Origin of the sequence: Endozoicomonas sp. ALE010, from assembly GCF_049310165.1 — a bacterium.
Classification (GTDB): domain Bacteria; phylum Pseudomonadota; class Gammaproteobacteria; order Pseudomonadales; family Endozoicomonadaceae; genus Endozoicomonas.
On sequence record NZ_JBLYNV010000158.1, the window covers coordinates 1 to 2592 of the forward strand.

Genomic DNA, 2592 nt, shown 5'->3' on the forward strand with positions numbered 1-2592 from the left:
AGGCCGTGGTCGCCCTGTTGCCCCACGTGAAGGCACAGAAAGACCAATTCAATGCCCAGGCCATCGCCAACCTGCTGTGGGCCATGGCGAAACTGGTGGACAACGGGCTGGAGCGGACACCCGGGCTCAAAGAGGCCTTAGCCGCCTTGTTGCCCCTCGTGAACGTACAGAAAAACCAACTTAATACCCAGGGCATTGCCAACCTGCTGTGGGCCATGGCGAAACTGGTAGACAACCAACTGGAGTGGACTCCAGGGCTCAAAGAGGCCGTGACCGCCCTGCTGGCCCTCCTGGACGCACAGAAAAACCGACTTAATGCCCAGAACATTGCCAACCTGCTATGGGCCATGGCGAAACTGGTGGACAACGGGCTGGAACAGACACCAGAGTTCAAAGAGGCCGTGGCCGCCCTGTTGCCCCACGTGAACGCACAGAAAAACCAATTTATTCCTCAGGGTATCACCAACCTGTTGTGGGCCATGGCGAAACTGGTGGACCACGGGCTGGAGCAGACACCAGGGCTCAACGAGGCCGCGGCCGCCCTGTTGCCTCTCGTGAACGCACTGAGAGACCATTTTATTCCTCAACATATCGCCAACCTGTTGTGGGCCATAGCGAAACTTGTGGACAATGGGCTGGAGCAGACACCAGAGCTCAACGAGGCCGTGGCCGCCCTGTTGCCCCTCGTGCACGCACAGAAAAACCAACTTAATGCCCAGGGCATTGCCAACCTGCTGTGGGCCATTACGAAACTGGTGAACAACGGGCAGGAGTGGACACCAGAGTTCAATGCGGCCGTGGCCGCCCTGTTGCCCCTCGTGAACGCACAGAAAAACCAACTTAATGCCGTGGGAATCGGCAAACTGTTGTGGGCCATGGCGAAACTGGTGGACATCGGGCAGGAGCAAACACCAGAGCTCAAGGAGGCCGTGGCCGCCCTGTTGCCCCTCGTGAACGCACAAAAAGACCAATTTAATGCCCAGCATGTTGCCAACCTGCTGTGGGTCATGGCGAAACTGGTGGACAATGGGCTGGAGCAGATACCCGGGCTCAACGAGGCACTGGTCGCACTGTTGACCCGGGTGAACACACAGAAAGACCAATTTAATGTCCGGGATATCGCCAACCTGCTGTGGGCCATGGCAAAACTGCTGGGCAACGAGCAGAAGCCGACACCCGGGCTCAACGAGGCCGTGGCCACGCTACTGCCACACGTGAAAGTACAGAAAGCTAACTTTAAACCACAGGATATCGCCAACCTGTTGTGGGCCATGGCGAAACTGGTAGACAACAGATATGAGCAGACACCAAAGTTCAACGAAACCGTGGCTACGCTGTTGACCTGCGTGATCGTACAAAAAGCTAACTTTAACCCACAGGAAATCGCCAACCTGCTGTGGGCCATGGCAAAACTGGGGGATAACGGACAGGAGCAAACACCAGGGCTCAACGTGGCCGTAGCTGAGCTGTTACACCGGGTGAACGCACAGGAAGAGCAATTTATTGCCCAGCATGTTGCCAACCTGCTGTGGGCCACGGCCAAACTGGGTGAACTCATTGAGCTGAACCTGGCTACCTCTGCGTGCGAATCGCTTGTCTATCGAATCAGTGAGAACCTTGAGTTTTCCAGGGAAGAGATATCAATGTCTCTCTGGGGAGTCATGGTATGCTGTGCCAGGCTGGCTCTGGACTCCAATGCCAATAAGAATAACGTTTTTGAAAAGCACATGGATGACCTGTTGACTCGCCTGAAAAATAAATCGCCGCATGATGAAGAGGATCAATCCACTATGATCATGGCCTCAAGCTGGCTTGGCAGAGCGTGTCCGGTCGTCCGCCATTACCAGACAGCCATTTCAAAAACCCAGGCCGAATTTCGCCATCAACTCCAATCCTGTATGCCCTCTTTGAAGATTGAAGAAGAAAAGAGTTTGAACTCATTGCCTCCGGTTGACCTGTTACTGCCAGATCACAACATGGTGATTGAAGTTCAGGGACCGTCTCATTACGTGGGTGGTGATTTCATAACCAGGAAAGGTTCGACGCTGCTGAAAATCGCACTGCTGCAAAAATCAGGATTTGAGGTCATTGAAATCCCGGTTAACCGGCTTTACAACCAGGTTTTAATGAAACCATTTATTGATCAAATAAAGAAGAGCGCAAACAGCCAGTAATCGCCTCCCTGCCATCATGACTCAGGAACCGTTTTTACAATTCAGAGTAGATGTTCTCCTCCAACCGCTTGCGTTTATTAACCGTTCAGCAAAATGAACTTCTGAACAGAACAGCAGTCTGCATTTTATATTCTCATGAATTAATGAAATATAATTATGGATAGAAGATCTGCCGGTATCAGTGGTAAATACACAAGATCAGTTAATAATTACAACCAACCGAATAGCCATGCCCCTTCTTCAGGGCGTGGGCGATATAGACATGCCACAGTCAGACCATGGGATAATCCCCCCCGCAATGCCCCGGGGCGCAATGAATTTTACCACTCTTCTGGCACACGCTCTTCTCAACATCTACAGTGCCGTTCAGTAAACCCTGCTCAAGATTTTAATGCCCTCATCAAACAGGAAATAATGG

The 2592-nt window shown here is 52.2% G+C and carries 2 protein-coding genes; both read left to right on the forward strand.

The features are described from left to right. Positions 1–2174: DUF1601 domain-containing protein (locus ACO6UY_RS24360; RefSeq protein WP_422491633.1), on the forward strand; the 2174-nt coding region annotated here is incomplete at its 5' end. Positions 2175–2330: 156 nt separating this feature from the next. Then, the coding region (locus ACO6UY_RS24365) for a hypothetical protein (RefSeq protein ID WP_422491634.1) at positions 2331–2592 on the forward strand (262 nt) is incomplete at its 3' end.